General features: G+C 64.0%; 14 protein-coding genes. All 14 read left to right on the top strand.

Annotation, left to right across the window (positions count from 1 at the left end):
• Positions 1-4 precede the first annotated feature (4 nt).
• The 14 genes from murD to blaOXA all read left to right on the top strand — a co-directional run bounded on the left by murD (position 5) and on the right by blaOXA (position 15,210).
• Entirely contained in the window at positions 5-1,372 is a 1,368-nt protein-coding gene (gene murD, locus K5658_RS03225; RefSeq protein WP_221065556.1) for a UDP-N-acetylmuramoyl-L-alanine--D-glutamate ligase, read from the top strand.
• Positions 1,369-2,568 (top strand): putative lipid II flippase FtsW, encoded by a 1,200-nt coding sequence (gene ftsW / locus K5658_RS03220; protein ID WP_221065555.1) that lies wholly within the window; start codon positions 1,369-1,371, stop codon positions 2,566-2,568. The genes murD and ftsW overlap by 4 nt, the downstream gene beginning before the upstream one ends.
• Entirely contained in the window at positions 2,553-3,647 is a 1,095-nt protein-coding gene (gene murG / locus K5658_RS03215) for an undecaprenyldiphospho-muramoylpentapeptide beta-N-acetylglucosaminyltransferase (protein ID WP_221065554.1), read from the top strand. The genes ftsW and murG overlap by 16 nt, the downstream gene beginning before the upstream one ends.
• A complete protein-coding gene (gene murC / locus K5658_RS03210; RefSeq protein WP_221065553.1) occupies positions 3,644-5,089 on the top strand; it encodes a UDP-N-acetylmuramate--L-alanine ligase in 1,446 nt (481 codons plus the stop codon). Before murG ends, murC begins: the two co-directional genes overlap by 4 nt.
• Positions 5,086-6,012: a UDP-N-acetylmuramate dehydrogenase gene (gene murB / locus K5658_RS03205; RefSeq protein ID WP_221065552.1), complete on the top strand. Its 927-nt coding sequence runs from the start codon at positions 5,086-5,088 to the stop codon at positions 6,010-6,012. Before murC ends, murB begins: the two co-directional genes overlap by 4 nt.
• On the top strand, positions 6,009-6,947 hold the full coding sequence (locus tag K5658_RS03200) for a D-alanine--D-alanine ligase (RefSeq protein WP_221065551.1): 939 nt from the start codon (positions 6,009-6,011) through the stop codon (positions 6,945-6,947). Before murB ends, K5658_RS03200 begins: the two co-directional genes overlap by 4 nt.
• A gap of 57 nt (positions 6,948-7,004) precedes the next feature.
• Positions 7,005-7,757 carry a cell division protein FtsQ/DivIB gene (locus tag K5658_RS03195; protein WP_221065550.1) on the top strand — a complete coding sequence of 251 codons (753 nt, stop codon included), beginning with the start codon at positions 7,005-7,007 and terminating at the stop codon, positions 7,755-7,757.
• Between the two features lie 49 nt (positions 7,758-7,806).
• On the top strand, positions 7,807-9,042 hold the full coding sequence (gene ftsA / locus K5658_RS03190) for a cell division protein FtsA (protein WP_221065549.1): 1,236 nt from the start codon (positions 7,807-7,809) through the stop codon (positions 9,040-9,042).
• 29 nt (positions 9,043-9,071) lie between these two features.
• Entirely contained in the window at positions 9,072-10,217 is a 1,146-nt protein-coding gene (ftsZ, locus tag K5658_RS03185) for a cell division protein FtsZ (RefSeq protein ID WP_221065548.1), read from the top strand.
• A gap of 170 nt (positions 10,218-10,387) precedes the next feature.
• A complete protein-coding gene (lpxC, locus tag K5658_RS03180) occupies positions 10,388-11,302 on the top strand; it encodes a UDP-3-O-acyl-N-acetylglucosamine deacetylase (RefSeq protein ID WP_221065547.1) in 915 nt (304 codons plus the stop codon).
• A 78-nt stretch (positions 11,303-11,380) separates the two neighbouring features.
• Positions 11,381-12,163 carry a ParA family protein gene (locus K5658_RS03175; RefSeq protein WP_221065546.1) on the top strand — a complete coding sequence of 261 codons (783 nt, stop codon included), beginning with the start codon at positions 11,381-11,383 and terminating at the stop codon, positions 12,161-12,163.
• Between the two features lie 97 nt (positions 12,164-12,260).
• Complete coding sequence (locus K5658_RS03170) at positions 12,261-13,559, top strand: dicarboxylate/amino acid:cation symporter (RefSeq protein WP_221065545.1); 1,299 nt, start codon at positions 12,261-12,263, stop codon at positions 13,557-13,559.
• Between the two features lie 21 nt (positions 13,560-13,580).
• Positions 13,581-14,393: a cyclase family protein gene (locus K5658_RS03165; RefSeq protein WP_221065544.1), complete on the top strand. Its 813-nt coding sequence runs from the start codon at positions 13,581-13,583 to the stop codon at positions 14,391-14,393.
• A 34-nt stretch (positions 14,394-14,427) separates the two neighbouring features.
• Positions 14,428-15,210 (top strand): class D beta-lactamase, encoded by a 783-nt coding sequence (gene blaOXA, locus K5658_RS03160; protein WP_221065543.1) that lies wholly within the window; start codon positions 14,428-14,430, stop codon positions 15,208-15,210.
• Positions 15,211-15,212 lie beyond the last annotated feature (2 nt).

Genomic DNA, 15,212 nt, shown 5'->3' with positions numbered 1-15,212 from the left:
GGCCATGGACCACCCCACCCACCCTTTGCAGCGTTTGGGATTGGACCGGGACCGCTCGCGGGTCCTGGTCGTGGGCCTGGGCAAGACCGGCTATTCGATAGCCCAGTGCCTGGCCCGGCACGGCATTCCCTTCGCCGTGGCCGATACCCGCGAAAAACCGCCGCTCCTGGCCGAATTCCAGGACAATATGCCGGATGTCGGCCTGTTCCTGGGCGGGTTCCAGGCCGAAGCCTTCCAGGCCGCGACCCACCTCGTCGTCAGTCCCGGCCTGCCCCTGGACGAACCGGCCATCGCCGCCGCCGCCCGGCGCGGCATCCCGGTGATGGGCGACTTGGACCTGTTCGCCTGCTTGGCGCGGGCGCCGGTGGTCGCCATCACCGGGGCCAATGGCAAAAGCACCGTCACCACCCTGGTCGGACTGATGGCCGAGGCCGACGGCCAGCGGGTCCGGGTCGGCGGCAACCTGGGGACGCCGATGCTGGACCTCCTGGACGACGAGGCCGAGTTGTACGTCTTGGAACTATCCAGTTTCCAATTGGAGCGCTCGGACCTGTTGGAGCCGGTCGCGGCCACCGTATTGAATATCAGCCCCGACCACATGGACCGCTACCCCGATCTCCAAGCCTACGCCGCCGCCAAACAGCGCATTTTCAAGGGCGAGGGATTGTGCGTCCTGAACCGGGACGATCCCATGGTGGCGGCGATGGCCGATCCCGCCCGACGCTGCGTCTGGTTCGGCTTGGATGGAACGATGGCGGTGGACTACGGCGTCCAGCGTATCGAGGGCGAGGAATGGCTGGTTGGCCATGGCCAGCCTTTGATGAAAACCAAGGAAATCCGTATCCAAGGCCGTCACAACCTTGCCAACGCCCTAGCGGCGGTGGCCCTGGCCGAGGCGGTGGGTTTATCCCGCGAAGCGATGATCGCGGAACTCCAGCGCTTTCCGGGACTCGACCACCGGATGCAATGGGTGGCCGAAATCGACGGCGTGGCCTGGATCAACGATTCCAAAGCCACCAATGTCGGTGCCTGCATGGCGGCTTTGGCGGGACTGGACCGCCCCGCCATCCTGATCGCGGGCGGCGATGGCAAAGGCGCGGATTTCAACTTGCTGCGGCCCGTGGTGGCGGACAAAGTCCGCGCCGCCGTGCTGGTGGGCAAGGACGCGCCCTTGCTCGAAGCCGCCTTGCACGACCTGATTCCTTTGGCGCGGGCGGGCCATATGCGCGAAGCGGTCAAGGCCGCGCAAGGCTTGGCCCGGCCCGGCGATACCGTCCTGTTGGCCCCGGCCTGCGCCAGTTTGGACCAGTACAAGGATTACCAAGAACGCGGGCGGATGTTCGCCGAAGCGGTGCGAGGTTTGCAGTCATGAAAACACGGGTCGCGGTACGCAGCCAGGGCATGGTCTTTCAGTGGGGCGATAAGCGCTTCTATCTGGATACCTTATTGCTGTTGGCTTCCTTGGGGCTGTTGCTGTTCGGCTATGTCATGGTGGCTTCGGCCTCCCTGCATCTCGGCGACAAGATGTCCCAGGACAGCTTTTATTTTCCACGCCACCAGCTGATGCATATCGGGATGGGACTCGCGACCGGCCTGATCGCCGCCTCCGTGAAGCTGGAGACTTGGAAGAACAACTCCATGCTCCTGTATTTGTTCGGGTTGGTGTTGTTGGTCCTGGTATTGATTCCCGGCATCGGCAAGATGGTGAACGGCAGTTACCGCTGGATCAGCCTGCTCGGAATCCGCATCCAGGTCTCGGAAGTATTCAAGTTGATCGCCGCCATCTATGTGGCGAGCTTCATCGACCGCCATCTGCCCCTGGTACGCAATTCCATCCAGGGCATGATCCGCCCGCTGGGACTGCTGTCGGTGGCCGCTTTGCTGCTGCTGAAAGAACCCGATTTTGGCGCGACCGCCGTGGTGATGGCGACGGCCTTGGGGATGTTGTTCCTGGCCGGGGCCAAGCTCTGGCAATTCGGCCTCCTCATCGGCACCGTGGTCGGCGCGGGCGTCCTGCTCATCATGACCGCCGCCTACCGTTTGAAACGGGTGATGAGCTTCGTCGATCCCTGGGACGATCCCTTGAACAGCGATTTCCAATTGACCCAGGCGCTGATCGCCTTCGGCCGCGGCGAATGGAACGGCGTGGGCCTGGGTTCCAGCATCCAGAAGATGTTCTACCTGCCCGAAGCCCATACCGACTTCCTGTTCTCGGTCATCGGCGAGGAACTGGGTTTGGTTGGCACCACCGCGGTGATCTTCCTGTTCATGGTGATCGTGTGGCGGGCCTTCGTCATCGGCCAGTTGGCGGAACGGGCGGGCATCCGCTTCGCGGCGTTCCTGGCCTATGGCATCGGCATCTGGTTCGGGCTGCAAGCCTTCATCAACATGGGCGTGAACATGGGACTGCTGCCCACCAAGGGCTTGACCCTGCCCCTGATGAGCTATGGCGGCGGCAGCATGATGGTGATGTGTTCGGCGCTGGCGATCCTGTTCAGGATACGCAGCGAGGCCATCGAAACTTGGTCCGGCACGCCCAAGGTCAGGTCCACATGGGCACGCGCATAATGATCCTGGCCGGCGGGACCGGCGGACATGTCTATCCGGCGCTGGCGGTGGCCCGCGAGTTGTTGGACGCGGGCCACGACGTGGTATGGATGGGCACGCGCACGGGACTCGAAGCCCGCGTGGTGCCCGCCGCCGGAATTCCGATGGAATGGCTGTCGGTGGCCGGCCTCCGGGGCAAGGGCTGGCGCGGCAAGCTGACCGCGCCGTTCATGTTGCTGCGGGCGTTCCGGCAGGCTCTGGGCATCCTGCGCCGGGTCAAGCCGGATGCGGTGCTGGGCATGGGCGGTTTCGTGTCGGGACCGGGCGGACTGTTGGCCCGGATGCTGGGCATCCCCTTGGTGTTGCACGAACAAAACCGCATCCCCGGCACCACCAACCGTTGGCTGGCCCGCCGGGCCAGCGTGGTGCTGGAAGCCTTCCCGGACAGCTTTCCCGCCAAGATGGGGGCGCGTTGCGTCGGCAACCCCCTGCGCCGGGAAATCGTGGCGGGCGGCGCGACGCCGCCGCGTGAGGACGTGGCAGCCGTCCGCCTCCTGATCGTGGGCGGCAGCCTGGGCGCAAAAGCCCTGAATGAAACCGTGCCGGAAGCCTTGGCCCGGATCGGCCTGCCCATCGCAATCCGCCATCAAACCGGCGCGGCGCTGCGCGAGGAAACCCAAGCCCTGTATGCCCGCCATGGACTTCCGGCCCAGGTCGATGCCTTCGTCGAGGACATGGCCGCGGCCTATGCCTGGGCCGACCTCGCCATTTGCCGGGCGGGCGCGATGACGGTGAGCGAACTCGCGGCGACCGGGGTACCGGCGATCCTGGTGCCCTATCCCCACGCCATCGACGACCACCAAACCCAGAACGCCCGTTATCTGGCCGACGCCGGGGCCGCCGTCCTGTTGCCGCAACCCGAATTGAACCCGGAGCGGCTCGCCGCCGAACTCAAGGCGCTGATCGGCGACCCGGCCCGCTTGGCCACCATGAAAACCCAAGCCACCGCGCTGGCCCGGCCCGAAGCCGCCCGCGTGGTCGCCGCGATTTGCCTCGAAGCCACCCATCACACTCCCCAACCCTGCGCCACGACCCGATGAAACTGACCGAACAAATCGCGGGACAATACGGCATGAGCCGCCTGCGCCGCATCCACTTCGTAGGCATCGGCGGCACCGGCATGAGCGGTATCGCCGAAGTCCTGCTCAACCTGGGCTATGAAGTCTCCGGCTCCGACCTGGGCGAGAACGCCAGCACCCGCCGCCTCGCCAGCCTGGGAGCCAAGGTTTATCAGGGCCACGAGGCCGGACAGGTCAGCGACGCCGAAGTCGTGGTGGTGTCCAGCGCCGTCAACCGCGCCAATGTCGAGGTGGACGCCGCCTGCCGCCAGAAAATCCCGGTCATCTCCCGCGCCGAGATGCTGGCCGAGTTGATGCGCTTCCGCTATGGCATCGCCGTGGCCGGCACCCATGGCAAGACCACCACCACCAGCCTCACCGCCAGCGTGCTGGCCGAAGCCGGTCTCGATCCCACCTTCGTGATCGGCGGCAGGCTCAACAGCGCGGGCACCAATGCCCAGCTCGGCCAAGGTTCCTATCTCGTGGCCGAGGCCGACGAGAGCGACGCCTCCTTCCTGTATCTGCAACCCATGATCGCCGTGGTCACCAATATCGACCGCGACCATATGGAAACCTATGCCGGCGATTTCGGGCGCTTGAAGGACACCTTCATCGAATTCCTGCACCATGTACCGTTCTATGGACTGGCCGTGCTGTGTATCGACGACCCCGGCGTCCGCGAAATCCTGCCCCTCATCAGCAAGCCGATGAAAACCTACGGCTTCGGTCCCGACGCCGATGTCCGCGCCGTCGAGGTGCGGCAAGAGGGGCTGCGTAGCCGCTTCACCGTGCTGCGGGCCGGGCACGAAGGTTCGTTCGAGGTCACGGTCAACCTGCCGGGCCGCCATAACGTGCTGAATTCCCTGGCCGTGATCGCCGTCGCCAGCGAGCTCGGCATCGACGAAACCACGATCCAGCGGGCTTTGGGTGGTTTCAAAGGCATCGGCCGCCGCTTCCAGATCAACGCCGAAATCCCCATGGGCGCGGGTTCGGTGGTGTTCGTGGACGATTACGGCCACCATCCCAGGGAAATCGCCGCCACCCTGGATTCGGCCCGCCAAGCCTTTCCCGAGCGGCGCTTGGTGCTGGTGTTCCAGCCCCACCGCTATACCCGCACCCGCGACCTGTTCGAGGATTTCGTGCAAATCCTGTCGCAAACCGATGTGCTGGTCTTGCTCGATGTCTATCCAGCGGGCGAAAAACCCATCCTGGGCGCGGACGGGCGCTCGTTGTCCCGCGCCATCCGGGTGCGGGGCCAGATCGATCCGGTGTTCGTGGAGAAGGTCGGCGAACTGGCCGATATCCTGCCGGGCATCGTCGAGGCCGGCGATTTGGTGCTGACCCTGGGCGCGGGTAATGTCGGCCAGGTCGCCTTGGAATTACCCCAGCAATTCGCCGCCCTAAGCGGCGGGTCCGCATCATGAGCGGTGCCAGCGGAGCCATCCGCCCCGCCGCCCTGCGCGGCGAACTGCGCCTGCACGAACCCATGGCGGAACACACCTCCTGGCGGGTGGGCGGTCCCGCCGAACGGTTCTATTTACCCGCCGACCTGGATGATTTAGTAATGTTCCTAGGCCAACTCCCCCCGGACGAACCGTTATTCTGGGTCGGCCTGGGCAGCAATCTCTTGGTGCGGGACGGCGGTATCCGGGGCACGGTGATCTGCACCCGCAACCGCCTGAAAAACCTACGGGCGCTGGCGGAAGACCGGGTCTATGTCGAGGCGGGCGTTCCTTGCGGCCATGTGGCGAAATTCTGCGCGGAACGGCAATTGGACGGCGCGGAATTCCTGGCCGGGATTCCGGGCACGCTGGGCGGGGCCTTGGCGATGAACGCCGGGGCGTTCGGCGGCGAAACCTGGCCCTGGGTCGAACGGGTGGTCACGGTGGACCGCCACGGCGTCTTGCGCCACCGCGGCCCCACGGATTACACCGTCGGCTACCGCAGCGTGCGCGGCCCCGTGGGAGAATGGTTCGCCGCCGCCGAACTCAAGCTGGTCCGCAACCAAGACTCGGCGGGCCGCGACAAGATCAAAGCCTTGCTGGCGCGGCGCAACGAGACCCAACCGACCCACCTGCCGAGTTGCGGTTCGGTGTTCAGGAACCCGGAAGGCGATTTCGCGGCGCGGTTGATCGAAGCCGCGGGGCTCAAGGGTTTTAAAATCGGCGGGGCTTGCGTCTCCGACAAGCACGCCAATTTCATCATCAACACCGGCGCGGCGACGGCGGCGGACATCGAAGCGCTGGTCCTGCATGTGCGGGACACCGTGCGGCAACAACAAGGCCGGGACCTGGTTCCCGAAGTCAAAATCGTCGGCGTGGCGCCGGTCAGCGGAGCAATCGAATGAGCAAGCGAGTGGACAATCCCCAGGCGTTCGGACGGGTCGCGGTCCTGATGGGCGGCGCGGCGGCGGAGCGGGAAATCTCCCTGAAAAGCGGTAAAGCCGTGTTGCAGGCTCTTTTGAACCAGGGCGTCGATGCCGTGGGCTTGGATGTCGGGGCGCGGCCCTTGGAACCCTTGCTGGGCACGGGCTTCGACCGCGTGTTCAATATCATCCATGGCCGGGGCGGCGAGGATGGCGTGCTACAAGGTGCCTTGGAAGCCTTGGGGCTGCCCTATACCGGCAGCGGCGTGTTGGCTTCGGCCCTGGCCATGGACAAGCTCAGGACCAAATTGTGCTGGATCGGCGCGGGATTGCCGACCCCGCGTTGGATGCGGTTGCGCTCGGAGGCGGACTTGGCGGCTTGCGCGGAAACATTGAATTTCCCGGTTATCGTGAAACCCGCCGAGGAAGGTTCCAGCATCGGTATGAGCCGGGCGGAAAATCCCGCGGAATTATTGGAAGCATGGCACCGCGCTTCGCAATATAATTGCGCGGTTTTCGCCGAGACTTGGGTGACCGGGGCCGAATATACCGCCGCCGTCCTGGACGGCGAGCCGCTGCCCTTGATCCGGTTGGAAACACCCAATACCTTCTATGATTTCGATGCCAAATACCGCGCCGAAACCACGCGTTATCATTGCCCCTGCGGCCTGCCCCCGGAAACCGAATCCAAACTGCGCGAACTGGCCGTGCGTGCTTGTGCTACCGTGGGCGTCATGGGCTGGGGCCGGGTGGACTTGCTGGTCGATGGCGCGGGCGAACCCTGGCTGATCGAGGTCAACACCGTGCCCGGCATGACCGACCATAGCTTGGTGCCGATGGCGGCGCGGGCGGCGGGACTCGATTTCGACGCCCTGGTCTGGCGTATTTTGGAAACCAGTTTCGATCCGCGGCGCTAAACCCGGATGCCCAGGTATACCCGGCCACGGGCGCGGCCCCAACCACGACGCTTTCCCGTGATCCGGCTGTTGGTGGCGCTGGGGAGTATGGCCGCGCTGGTGATGGCCGCCGCCAAACTGAGCCAAAACCGGTTGGAAACCTATCTGCCCATGCGGTATGTGCGGGTGGAAGGCTCGATCTGGAACCTGGATATGGACGCCTTCGAGCAAACCCTGGCCCCCTATACCCACAGCGGGTATTTCTCGACCGATATGGAACGGATCGAAACGGAGGCCAAAACCTTCGCCTGGGTGGATAGGGTGCGGGTGGAGCGGCTATGGCCCGATACCTTGGTGGTGCGGATCGAGGAACAAAAACCCATCGCCCGCTGGGACCGGAACAGCCTGCTCAACGACCGGGGCGAGCGCTTCACCCCGCCGAGCGTGGCGGATTACCAACATCTACCACTGCTGTCCGGCCCGGAAGGCCAGGAAAAACTGGTGTTGGGCACCTTGCGGGCGCTCAACGCCAAGCTGGAACGACGCCAGCTACGCATCGTCACCCTGAGCCTGAGCAAACGCCGGGCCTGGGTGGCGCAATTGGAGAACGGCGTGGAGATCGTGTTCGGCCACCAAGACCCCTTGGCGGCCCTGGAACGCACGCTATCCCTGCTGCCGCGGTTGGGGGAGGACCGGATCGCGGCCATCCAGAAATTGGATTTGCGTTATCCCAACGGTTTCTCGGTGATCTGGAAACCCTTGGAACCGGAGCCGCCGCCCGCCGATAATCCCGCCGGCGGGGCGCTGGAACAAGCCCCCACGGATACTTGAACCCCGGACCGGAATTTCGACTGACCCAAACGGATAAAATAACGATTCAATGGCTAGGAAATCGGATCGCAACCTGATTGTGGGCTTGGATATCGGCACCTCGAAGGTCGCCTGCATCGTCGGCGAGATCGGCGAGGACGGCGATATCGAAGTGATCGGCATCGGCAGCCACCCTTCCCGCGGCCTCAAGAAAGGCGTGGTGGTGAACCTGGAAACCACCGTGCAATCGATCCAACGGGCGGTCGAGGAAGCCGAACTGATGGCGGGTTGCCGCATCCACTCGGTCTACGCCGGCATCGCGGGCAGCCATATCAGCAGCATGAATTCGCATGGCATCGTCGCCATCAAGGACAAGGAAGTGGTGCAGAGCGACGTGGACCGGGTGATCGACTCCGCCCGCGCCGTCGCCATCCCCGCCGACCAGAAGATTTTGCACATCCTGCCCCAGGAATTCGTCATCGACCGGCAGGAAGGCATCAAGGAACCCATCGGCATGTCGGGCATCCGCCTGGAAGCGCGGGTGCATATCGTGACCGGCGCGGTGAGCGCGGCGCAGAACATCGTCAAATGCATCCGCCGCTGCGGGCTGGAAGTCGAGGACATCATCCTCGAACAACTCGCCTCCTGCGCGGCGGTGCTGACCGAGGACGAGAAGGATTTGGGCGTCTGCCTGGTCGATATCGGCGGCGGCACCACCGACATGGCGGTGTTCACCCACGGCGCGATCCGGCATACGGCGGTCATCCCCATCGCGGGCGACCAAGTGACCAACGATATTGCGGTGGCGCTCAGGACGCCGACCCAGTTCGCCGAGGAAATCAAGATCAAACAGGCCTGCGCCCTGACCCAGCTCGCCAAGCTGGAGGACACCATCGAGGTGCCCAGCATCGGCGACCGGCCCGTCAGGCAGATTTCGCGGTTGAATTTGGCGGAGATCGTGGAACCGCGCTACGAGGAACTGCTGCTGTTGGTGCAAGCGGAGTTGCGCCGCAGCGGCTTCGAGGACCTGATCGCCGCCGGGATCGTCCTGAGCGGCGGCAGTTCCAAGGTGGAGGGCTTGGTGGAACTCGCGGAGGAAATCTTCCATATGCCCGTCCGTCTCGGCATTCCGCAATACGTGACCGGACTCAACGAAGTGGTACGCAATCCGATCTACGCCACCGGCGTCGGTCTTTTGCTATTCGGTAAGCAGCAACATGCCCAGAGCGAGCCGCACATCGCCGTGGGCACCGGCCTCAAGGGATTGTGGGCACGCATGAAACAATGGTTTACGGGCAATTTTTGACTACAGACAGTTACGGTGGGGTTGAAACAATGAAATTCGAACTCGTGGATTCTTACAGCCAGAGCGCCGTCATCAAGGTGATCGGCATCGGTGGCGGCGGCGGCAACGCCGTCAACCATATGGTCAACAGCAGCATCGAGGGCGTGGATTTCATCTGCGCCAACACCGACGCCCAGGCGCTCAAGAGCATCAAGGCCCGCTCGGTGATCCAGCTCGGCAACGCCCTGACCAAGGGCCTCGGCGCGGGGGCCAACCCCGAAATCGGCCGCCAGGCCGCGCTCGACGATAGGGACCGCATCATGGAAGTGCTGGAAGGCGCGGACATGGTGTTCATCACCGCCGGCATGGGCGGCGGCACCGGCACCGGCGCGGCCCCGGTCATCGCCGAGATCGCCAAGGAAGCCGGCATCCTGACCGTGGCCGTGGTCACCAAGCCCTTCCCGTTCGAGGGCAAGAAGCGCCGCGACCTCGCGGAAAAGGGCATCGATGAACTCAGCCAGTTCGTGGACTCGCTCATCACCATCCCGAACGAAAAGCTGCTCTCGGTGCTGGGCAAGGACGTGAGCCTCATCAGCGCCTTCGCCGCCGCCAACGACGTGCTGCTGGGCGCGGTGCAGGGCATCGCCGACCTCATCACCCGGCCCGGCCTCATCAACGTGGACTTCGCCGACGTGCGCACGGTCATGTCGGAAATGGGCATCGCCATGATGGGCACCGGCATCGGCGCGGGCGACCACCGCGCCCGCGAAGCCGCCGAAAAGGCCATCGCCAGCCCGCTGCTGGAAGACATCAGCCTCAACGGCGCCCGCGGCGTCCTGGTCAACATCACCGCCTGCCAAGACCTCTCCATCGGCGAGTTCGGCGAGGTGGGCGACACCGTGCGCGAATTCGCCTCCGACGAGGCCGTGGTGGTGATCGGCACCGCCATCGACCCGACCTTGGAGGACGAAGTGCGCGTGACCGTGGTGGCGACCGGCCTTTCCAGCCAGCGCCAAGCGGTCGAAGCCCCGATCAAACTGGTGCGCAATACCTCCGGCGAGGTCGATTACGGTACCTACGAACGCCCGGCCAAGTTCCGCAAGGAGGCCAAATCCGAAGGGCGCACCGAGACCAAGAAGGATATGGACCTGGAATATCTGGACATCCCGGCCTTCCTGCGCCGCCAAGCCGACTGAGGCGACGCTTTCCCCCGCTTCCAGGATGGGTGGCCAGGACCCGCCGCCCATTCCCCCCTTGCACGGTCCTTATCTTTCCGGCCCGGATGTGGCACGGGCCGTGCAGCTTCCTCCCCGTGGGTGGCCTAACCCACGCGGACTCCATCCAATATTTCCAATAGGTGAACCGGATGATCAGGCAAAGAACACTGAAGAATGTCATCAGAGCGACCGGCGTGGGTTTGCATACCGGCGAAAAGGTTTATCTCACCCTGCGCCCGGCGGCGGCCAACACCGGGATCGTGTTCCGCCGGGTGGACCTGCCCGAGCCGGTGGTGATCGAGGCCCGGCCCCAGAACGTCGGCGAAACCACGCTGTCCACCACCCTGGTCAAGGACGGCGTGAAAATCTCCACGGTCGAGCATCTGTTGTCGGCGCTGGCGGGCCTCGGCATCGACAACGCCTACGTCGATGTCAGCGCCCCGGAAGTGCCGATCATGGACGGCAGCGCCGGTCCCTTCGTCTTCCTGATCCAGTCCGCCGGGGTCGAGGAGCAGAGCTCGCCCAAGCGCTTCATCCGCATCAAGAAGGCGGTGCGGGTCGAGGACGGCGACAAATGGGCCTGCTTCGAGCCCTACGACGGCTTCAAGGTGACTTTCACCATCGACTTCGACCATCCCGCCTTCCTCAAGGACACCCAGACCGCCAGCATCGACTTCTCCTCGACCTCGTTCGTCAAGGAAGTCAGCCGGGCGCGCACCTTCGGCTTCATGCGCGACATCGAAGCGCTCAGGAAGCGCCGCCTGGCCCTGGGCGGCAGCATGGACAACGCCGTGGTGGTGGACAATTATCGTGTGCTTAACGAAGACGGTCTTCGCTACGCGGACGAATTCGTCAAGCACAAGATTCTCGACGCCATCGGCGATTTATATTTGCTGGGCCATAGCCTGATCGGCTCGTTCACCGGCCACAAATCCGGCCACGGCCTCAACAACCAATTGCTGCGGGAACTCCTGCTGCAAACCGACGCCTGGGAAGCGGTCACTTTCAACGACGACGAAGTGCTGCCGATCTACTTCATGCGGCTCGCCCAAGGGGCGCGCTGACCGCCTGTGATTCCCGGCGGGACGGCCCAGGCCGCCCGCCCCGACGCTTACAACACAGCTATTCCATAAGAAACCACCATGCGCAGGGTCATTTTCAATCAGAAAGGGGGGGTGGGTAAGTCCACGATCACCTGTAACCTCGCCGCCATCAGCGCCGCCGAAGGCAAGAAAACGCTGGTCATCGACATGGACATCCAGGGCAATTCCACCCATTACCTGCTCGGCGACAAGGTGCCCGACCCCGACGCCACCCTGGCGCATTTCTTCAAGGAAACCCTGAGCCTCAATCCGTTCAGCAAGGGCCAGGAAGGACTGGACGACAACATCCACGCCACGCCCTTCCCCAACCTCTACGTGCTGCCCTCGCACCCGGAAATGGAACCCCTGCAAGGCCGCCTGGAATCGCGCTACAAAATCTACAAGCTGCGCGAGGCGCTGGACCAACTCCAAGGCTACGAGCGCGTCTATATCGACACGCCGCCGATCCTGAACTTTTTCAGCCGCTCGGCCCTGATCGCCAGCCATGCCTGCCTGATCCCGTTCGATTGCGACCAATTCTCCCGCGACGCCCTCTACACCTTGTTGGCCGCCATCGCCGAGATCAAAGCCGACCACAACAACGGCCTCCAAATCGAGGGCATCATCGCCAACCAATACCAAGGCCGCGCCACCCTGCCCCGGCAGATGGTCAACGCCCTGTTGTCCGAGGGCCAGCCGGTGCTGAAGACCAAGCTCTCGCCCTCGGTCAAGGTGCGGGAGTCCCACAGCGAATCCCGGCCCTTGATCCATTACGCCCCGGATCATAAATTGACCAAGGAATTCAAAGCGCTGCACAAGGAAATCCACAAGAAGCAGGCTTGATCCCCCCGGCCCGGATGGACCGAAACGGAATCCGGGCCACGCACTCCAGGGAAGCGAACCCCAAATCCCCCGCCCGATCAACCCCTGGAGCCTTTCCATGCAACGCAACCCGCTTTGGCCGCTGCCACTCTCCCTGCGCGTCGTGATCGCGGTCGCGCTGGGCATTTCGCTCGGGGCCTGGAGCGGCACCCGGCCCTTCCTGTGGGGGCTGGACACCAACCAACTGGGCCAGCTCGGCCTCCTGGTCATCCGCCTGCTCAAGGCGCTGGCCGTGCCCTTGATCCTGTTCGCCATCCTCGACGCCTTCACCCACGCGCCCATCACCGCCAAGAGCGGCGCGCGGCTGGTCGGCATCTGCCTGGTCAATGTCTCGGTGGCCTTCGCCATCGGCCTGGGTTTGATGAACACTTTCGAGCCGGGCCGGGCTTGGCAGGGCCATATGGAACAACTCACGGCCCAGGTCCCCAGCGCCCCCGACAAGGCCAAGGCGGCGGCGGACGCCACGCTCGACCCGCTCAAGAACCTCTCGGGCTACATCCCGCAAAGCCTGGTCGAACCCCTGGTCAGCAACAATGTGATTTCGGTGGTGTTGATCGCCCTGTTGTTCGGCGCGGCCCTGCGCTGGCTGAAGGAACGCCAGGGCGAAACCGATGTCGCCGATATCCGCCCGCTGGAAAACCTGATTGCCGCGGTCTACCAAATCCTGGTGAAGGCGCTGGGCTGGGTGGTGGAATGGGTGCCCTACGCGGTGTTCGGGCTGGTGGCGCAGGTGGTGGGCAAGGCCGGGGTCGGCATCTTCGCGCAACTGGCCGGTTTCCTCGGCATCATCAGTCTGGGGCTGTGCCTGCACGCGCTGGTCTATTATCCGCTGATGGCCTGGCTGGCCGGGGGCAAGCCGCCCCAGGTCTATCTCAAACAAGGGGCCGACGCGGTGCTGACCGGGCTTTCGACCAATAGCAGCCTCGCCACCATCCCCATCACCCTGCGCTGCCTCGACACCATGGGCGTCTCGGCCCGCTCGGCCCGGCTCGCCGCCTGCGCCGGCACCAACCTCAACAACGACGGCGTGACCCTGTACGAAGCCATGGCCGCGCTGTTCCTGGCCCAGGCCATGGGCTACGCGCTGGGCCTGGAACAACAGGCGGTGATCGTGTTCTCGGCCCTGATGGCCGGGGCGGGCATCGCGGGCATCCCGGAAGCGGGCCTGATCGTGCTGCCCCTGGTGCTGAGCGCGGCGGGGCTGCCGGAAGCCGTGGTCGCCGCCGCCATCCCCTTGATCGCCCCGGTGGATTGGATCATCGCGAGGATACGCTCGGGCGTGAACGTCCTCAGCGATATGCTGGTGGCGATCCTGCTCGACGCCTGGGAGCGCCGCCGCCCGGGCCGGGACGGATAAAACCGGGATGCTGCCAACGCCATGACAGCCAAAACCAGCCCCACCGACCTATTCCGCCGCCTGGCGCTGGGCCTGTGCGGCCTCGCGCTGAGCGCCTGCGCCCCCAGCCTCCTCGACACCCTGCAAGCCCGCCGGATCGTCGACCTTTCCCATCCGCTCGCGGTCGATATTCCGCATTGGCCCGGCTTCCCGCCCGCCACCCGCACCACGCTATACGACTATCCCCAGGCCGGTTTCAAGGCCGAACAATACTGCCATGTCGGCCAATGGGGCACCCATATCGACCCGCCCGGCCATTTCTTCGCCCAATTGCGGATGCTGGACGCCATCCCCGCCGGCGAAATGCTGATGCCCCTGGTGGTGATCGACGTGCATCGGCAAGTCGCGGCCAATCCCGATTACACCGTAAAACTGGCCGATATCCTCGCTTGGGAACACCGCCACGGGCCGATTCCCCCAGGGAGTTTCGTCGCCCTGCGCACCGACTGGTCCAAGCGCTGGCCGGACCAGGCCAAGATGCTGAACGCCGACGCCCAGGGCGTCAAACATTATCCGGGCTGGTCGCTGGAACCCCTGAAATACCTCTACGAAACCCGCAAGATCACCGCCTCCGGCCATGAAACCACGGATACCGATCCGGGGCTTTCGACTTCCAAGGATGATTATTCGCTGGAAAGCTATATTTTAGGCACCAACCATTATCAGGTCGAGTTATTGGCCCATCTGGACGCGGTACCGGAAGCCGGGGCGGTGGCGCTGGTGGTTTGGCCGAACGTGGAGCATGGAACGGGGTTTCCGGTACGGATTTTGGCTCTCGTGGACCCTGCGCCATAATCGCGGAATTCCCCCCATCCTTCCAGCTCGAAAGATGAAAAAAATCCTATCCCTCCTATTCCTGCTATTTTCCCTGGCGGCGAACGCCGAAGACCGGCAAATCGCCAGGATTTTCACCCGGCACGACGCCAATGGAACCCTCGTCCTCTCCGCCCTGAACAGTGGAAAAACCTATCTCCATAATGCTGTCCGGGCGGAACGCCGGTTTTCCCCGGCCTCGACCTTCAAAATCCCCAATACCCTGATCGCGCTGGAAGCAAAAGCGATTGCCGGGCCGGACGATGTTTTCAAGTGGAACGGGCAGACCTATGACGTCCCGGATTGTAACCGCGATCAAACCCTGGCCAGCGCGTTCAAATCCTCCTGCGTCTGGTGTTATCAGGAACTGGCGCGGCGGGTGGGCGCGGATCAATACCGCGATTATCTGCGCCGGATGGATTATGGACATTTACAAGCGCCGTTCGAGACCACCACATTCTGGCTGGACGGCTCCTTGCAAATCAGCCCGCTGGAGCAAATCGCCTTCCTGAAAAAAGCCTATCGGCGTCGCCTGCCTTTCGGCGCGGCGGCTTATGAAGGTTTGCGGCAAATCATGCTGGGGGAAGCCACCCCAGGTTTCAAACTGTACGCCAAAACCGGCTGGGTGGCTCGGACGAAACCCGAAGTGGGCTGGTATGTGGGCTATGTCGAGGTGCCGGGCGAGGTCTGGTTGTTCGCCCTCAATATGGACATCCACGGGAAACAGGATTTCCCCTTGCGCCAGCAAATCACCCGCGAGGCTTTGGCGGCGAAGGGTATTTTGAAGAATCCCGGCTGAAT

The sequence above is a fragment of the Methylomagnum ishizawai genome (assembly GCF_019670005.1).
GTDB lineage: Bacteria > Pseudomonadota > Gammaproteobacteria > Methylococcales > Methylococcaceae > Methylomagnum > Methylomagnum ishizawai.
Note: the sequence above shows the minus strand (reverse complement) of the source record. Positions and strands in the feature narration are given on the sequence as shown.

What these genes read in the sequence shown, in the direction of transcription:
- ftsW (WP_221065555.1), top strand. Translation starts at nt 1,369, where the DNA reads ATGAAAACACGGGTCGCGGTACGCAGCCAGGGCATGGTCTTTCAGTGG.
- K5658_RS03200 (WP_221065551.1), top strand. Translation starts at nt 6,009, where the DNA reads ATGAGCAAGCGAGTGGACAATCCCCAGGCGTTCGGACGGGTCGCGGTC.
- murD (WP_221065556.1), top strand. Translation starts at nt 5, where the DNA reads ATGGACCACCCCACCCACCCTTTGCAGCGTTTGGGATTGGACCGGGAC.
- murC (WP_221065553.1), top strand. Translation starts at nt 3,644, where the DNA reads ATGAAACTGACCGAACAAATCGCGGGACAATACGGCATGAGCCGCCTG.
- lpxC (WP_221065547.1), top strand. Translation starts at nt 10,388, where the DNA reads ATGATCAGGCAAAGAACACTGAAGAATGTCATCAGAGCGACCGGCGTG.
- murG (WP_221065554.1), top strand. Translation starts at nt 2,553, where the DNA reads ATGGGCACGCGCATAATGATCCTGGCCGGCGGGACCGGCGGACATGTC.
- K5658_RS03170 (WP_221065545.1), top strand. Translation starts at nt 12,261, where the DNA reads ATGCAACGCAACCCGCTTTGGCCGCTGCCACTCTCCCTGCGCGTCGTG.
- K5658_RS03165 (WP_221065544.1), top strand. Translation starts at nt 13,581, where the DNA reads ATGACAGCCAAAACCAGCCCCACCGACCTATTCCGCCGCCTGGCGCTG.
- ftsA (WP_221065549.1), top strand. Translation starts at nt 7,807, where the DNA reads ATGGCTAGGAAATCGGATCGCAACCTGATTGTGGGCTTGGATATCGGC.
- K5658_RS03175 (WP_221065546.1), top strand. Translation starts at nt 11,381, where the DNA reads ATGCGCAGGGTCATTTTCAATCAGAAAGGGGGGGTGGGTAAGTCCACG.
- ftsZ (WP_221065548.1), top strand. Translation starts at nt 9,072, where the DNA reads ATGAAATTCGAACTCGTGGATTCTTACAGCCAGAGCGCCGTCATCAAG.
- murB (WP_221065552.1), top strand. Translation starts at nt 5,086, where the DNA reads ATGAGCGGTGCCAGCGGAGCCATCCGCCCCGCCGCCCTGCGCGGCGAA.
- blaOXA (WP_221065543.1), top strand. Translation starts at nt 14,428, where the DNA reads ATGAAAAAAATCCTATCCCTCCTATTCCTGCTATTTTCCCTGGCGGCG.